The organism is bacterium (genome assembly GCA_026398675.1).
Classification (GTDB): Bacteria; RBG-13-66-14; RBG-13-66-14; order RBG-13-66-14; family RBG-13-66-14; genus RBG-13-66-14.
The window spans coordinates 1-3,449 of sequence record JAPLSK010000276.1; the positions used below are offsets into that span (position 1 = coordinate 1).

Below are 3,449 nucleotides of genomic sequence, written 5' to 3' on the forward strand. Positions count from 1 at the left end.
CCTTCGAGATCGTGGCGAGCGCCGACGCCGCCGAGACCGCCGCCTCCCTGGTCGGCGCGGGCCGCTCCGCCGTCCTGAGGAAGGGGTCGGTCTCCAGCAAAGCTTACCTGCGGGCCGTCCTGAACGAGGCCAACGGCCTGCGCACCGGGCGCCTTTTATCCCACGTGATGGTCGCCGCCGTCCCGGCCTACCACAAGCTTCTTTTTCTTACCGACGCCGCTTTGAATATCGCCCCGACCCTCGCCGAGAAAGCGGATATCGTCCGCAACGCCGTGGACGTGGCCCGCATCCTGGGGGTCGCGCGGCCCAAGGTGGCGGCCCTGGCGGCGGTGGAGAAGGTGAACCTGCCCGACATGCCCGCCACCGGCGACGCCGCGGCGCTCGCGGTGATGGCCCGGCGCGGACAGCTCGGCGACTGCATCGTGGACGGGCCGCTGGCCTTCGACAACGCGATCTCCAAGGAGTCGGCCAGGATCAAGGGCATCGAGAGCGAGGTGGCCGGGGACGCCGACGTCCTTCTGTGTCCCGACATCGAGTCGGCCAACATCCTCTACAAGTGCCTCGTCTACTTCTCCGGGGCCGAGGCCGGGGCGGTGATCGTGGGGGCCGCCGCGCCGGTGGTCCTCACCAGCCGGGCCGACGACGCCCTGACCAAGTACCTCTCCATCGTCACGGCCATGGCCGTCGCCGGCGGGTAGGATGGCTGAAAAAACGGGTCTGGTGCGCCAGTGGCCGGGGTATCTCTGGCGCGGAGCCGCGGCGGCGCTGGCCTCCGTCATCCTCCAGTGCGGCGTGGACCTCGCCTTCGGCGTCGAGCTCCGCGGCCTGGAATACTTCGCGGGCGACTGGCTGGGAAACCTCGCCTTCTTCGCCCTCGCCCAAGCCTTCTTCCCCTCCTTCATCATCCGCTTCAAGCACATCCCCACCGCCCTCGGGGTGAGCCTGGCCCTGGGCGGGTTCGCCGGGTACGCGGTGAGCTGGATTTTCTCCCGGTTCGGCGGTCCCACGCCCTTCAGCGGCCAGCAGATTATCAATTTCCTCTTCCTGGGGGCCTTCCTAGGCCTGGTGACGGGGCTCGGCTGGGACCTGGCCAAGGGGAGGGCGGCGCTCTTCTGGGTCGGGTTCCTGGTCGCCTGCGCGGCGGTCACCGCCTTCCACCACTTCACCGCCCCGGCCGAGGGGCAAACCCACAACATCTTCGAACAGGGGCTTACCCTGGTGGCGGGCTACCTGCCCGTCGTGGCCGTCATCTGGTGGCGCCACCGGCCGCGGGGCGAGGAAGTCCAGGGGACGGACGCGCCGGATTCTTAAAATACCGCCCGGTAAACGGGCTTCACGCCGATGGATAATTTACCCGAACAACGTCGGTCCGCGGAGGGATCGCCCTACATCCCCGCGTCGCGGTTGGTTCCCAGGGCGCTCGTCTGGGGGGCGCCGGCGGCGCTGGTGCCCGCCCTCTTCACCCTTCTCGCCGGCGGAACCTCGGCGGGCGTCGTCGCGGGGGTCTGGCTCGCCCACCTGTTGCGCTACGCGGGGGCCCTCGTGGTCTTCGGCCTGGTGAATCCGCGCTCCGTGCGCCGTCCGCGGGGGTACCTGAGCGGCACGGTGGCCGGGACGCTCGGGGCCGGTTTTTTCATGATCCTGGCGGCGCTGGTATTCCCGGGGTGGCTGGGCGCCTGGGCGCCGATGAGCCGGGTGCTCTTCGAGGGGGCCGAGGCGGCGGTAGTGGGCTGGTGCCTGTCGGCCGCCGCCACCGCCTGGGGGCGGACCGTCTGGTCGCCCGTCCTGGGGCTGCTTTTGGGGACCCTGGTCGCCGGCATCTCGTCGGCCTGGCTCCCCCTACCCGACGGCATCTGGATGGCCGCCTTCTGGGGCCTGCGGACCCTGGTGGAGTTCGCGCCGCTGGCCGTCATCTACCACCTCTGGGCGCGCGGCGCCGGAATCGAGGAGGAGAATAATGCGGTATAGCCTGCTTGCGGCCGTTTCGGCGGCCCTCATTTTCTCCGGCTGCACCCGCTCCATCGAGGACCTCGAAGAGGACCTCCGCACCGGCGACTGGCAGGAGCGCATGTCCGCGGTGGAGGAGTTCGCCGACCGGGGGCTGGTCGAGTACGCGGCGCTGGGGCTGGCCGACGACGATTCGCGGGTCCGCAACACCGCCATCGGGCGCCTGACCGGGATGGGGGACGAGGCGGTGCCGGCCATCCTGGCCGTTCTCCAGGGGCACCCCGAGGACGAGACCACCCTGGCCGCCTCGGTGGAAGTGCTGGAGAATCTGGGCGCGCCGGCCCTGGACGGCGTTCTGGACGCGGTTTGGCGGGGAGAGACGGGCGAGGCCGAGATGGGCTACCTCATCGTCAGCCGCGTCCGAGGCGCCGGGGACGAGCTGGAGCGGATGCTCTCCGAGCCCACGGTCGTCGTCCGGCTGCTGAAGAGCGAGATTCCCCGGGTCCGCGTCTCGGTTATCGGGGACCTGGTCACCTACGACGCGGATTACCTCGAAAGGCTTCTGGACCTCTTCTCCGACGGCCTGGCCGGGCAGTACATGGCGGCGGCGGCCGGGGAGTCACCGCCCGATACAATCCCCGGGGCGGAGGACTTCGGTCCCCCGGGCGCCGGGGCGAACGTTTTAAACAACTTCACCGCCCTTTCGCTCAACCTCTTCATCCACCGGCAACGGCTCCTGGCCGCGGGGGAGGACGAATCGCTCCGCGCCGGGCTGGCCGGTTCCGCGGAGCCCGTCTACATGACCTTCTACGACGAGGTTCCCTGGCGCGTCTTCTACGAAAACTGCATCAGCGCGGCGGAACGGGTGACGAAGAGCGGCGAGTCCTTCGAGAACTTGACCCTGGAGCAGTTCGCGGAGATGATGGGCGAGCTCTCGACCTTCTTCCACGCGGTGAGCGAGGCCCACTTCGACTTCGAGGGGTCGGCGAGGCTCCTGGAATATTCCAAAAAGTTCGCCGTGTTGCGGGGGGAGATAGCCGCGCTGGCCGGCGGGGGAGCTTGATAGAGGGGTCGTGAACCGGGCGGAGCAGCCGTCCGGGGGGTTAATCGGCGGTCGTCGGGGGTATTTGACCGGCACCGGGCCTTGAATCGTCCACCGACGTAGGATAAATGTAGGGAGGGGACTTTAATCCCCGCCGTTTCACATTCCCAACCTCGACCCTCACCCTCGCCTGTAGGCGCGCCTCTCCCTGGAAGGGAGAGGGGACCGCTACACCCCCCTCCCTAGCCCGTGCCTCGCAGGCCCCCCCAGAGGGGGGAGGGGATATGCGGGCGACCGTGGACGGTCGCCCCTACGTCATATCGGTGTTATTCGTATACGTAGGAGCGGGTGTCCACACCCGCCCGTCGAGTCACCAACATCTTTGGGCCCAAACGTAGGGCGGGGATTCCTATCCCCGCCGCTTTAACCCCTCTCCCTGACCCTCCCCCCAGAGGGGGGA

At 68.9% G+C, this 3,449-nt stretch carries 4 protein-coding genes; all 4 read left to right on the forward strand.

All coding sequences use genetic code 11. The annotated features are described in order from the left end of the window. The coding region (locus NTW26_08440; protein ID MCX7022279.1) for a bifunctional enoyl-CoA hydratase/phosphate acetyltransferase at positions 1-698 on the forward strand (698 nt) is incomplete at its 5' end. Position 699: 1 nt separating this feature from the next. Then, positions 700-1,311, forward strand: a complete 612-nt coding sequence (locus NTW26_08445) for a hypothetical protein (protein MCX7022280.1) — start codon at positions 700-702, stop codon at positions 1,309-1,311. A gap of 30 nt (positions 1,312-1,341) precedes the next feature. Further along, positions 1,342-1,968: a hypothetical protein gene (locus NTW26_08450; GenBank protein ID MCX7022281.1), complete on the forward strand. Its 627-nt coding sequence runs from the start codon at positions 1,342-1,344 to the stop codon at positions 1,966-1,968. Then, positions 1,958-3,010, forward strand: coding sequence for a hypothetical protein (locus tag NTW26_08455; GenBank protein ID MCX7022282.1), 1,053 nt, complete (start codon positions 1,958-1,960; stop codon positions 3,008-3,010). Before NTW26_08450 ends, NTW26_08455 begins: the two co-directional genes overlap by 11 nt. The last annotated feature ends 439 nt before the right edge of the window (positions 3,011-3,449 follow it).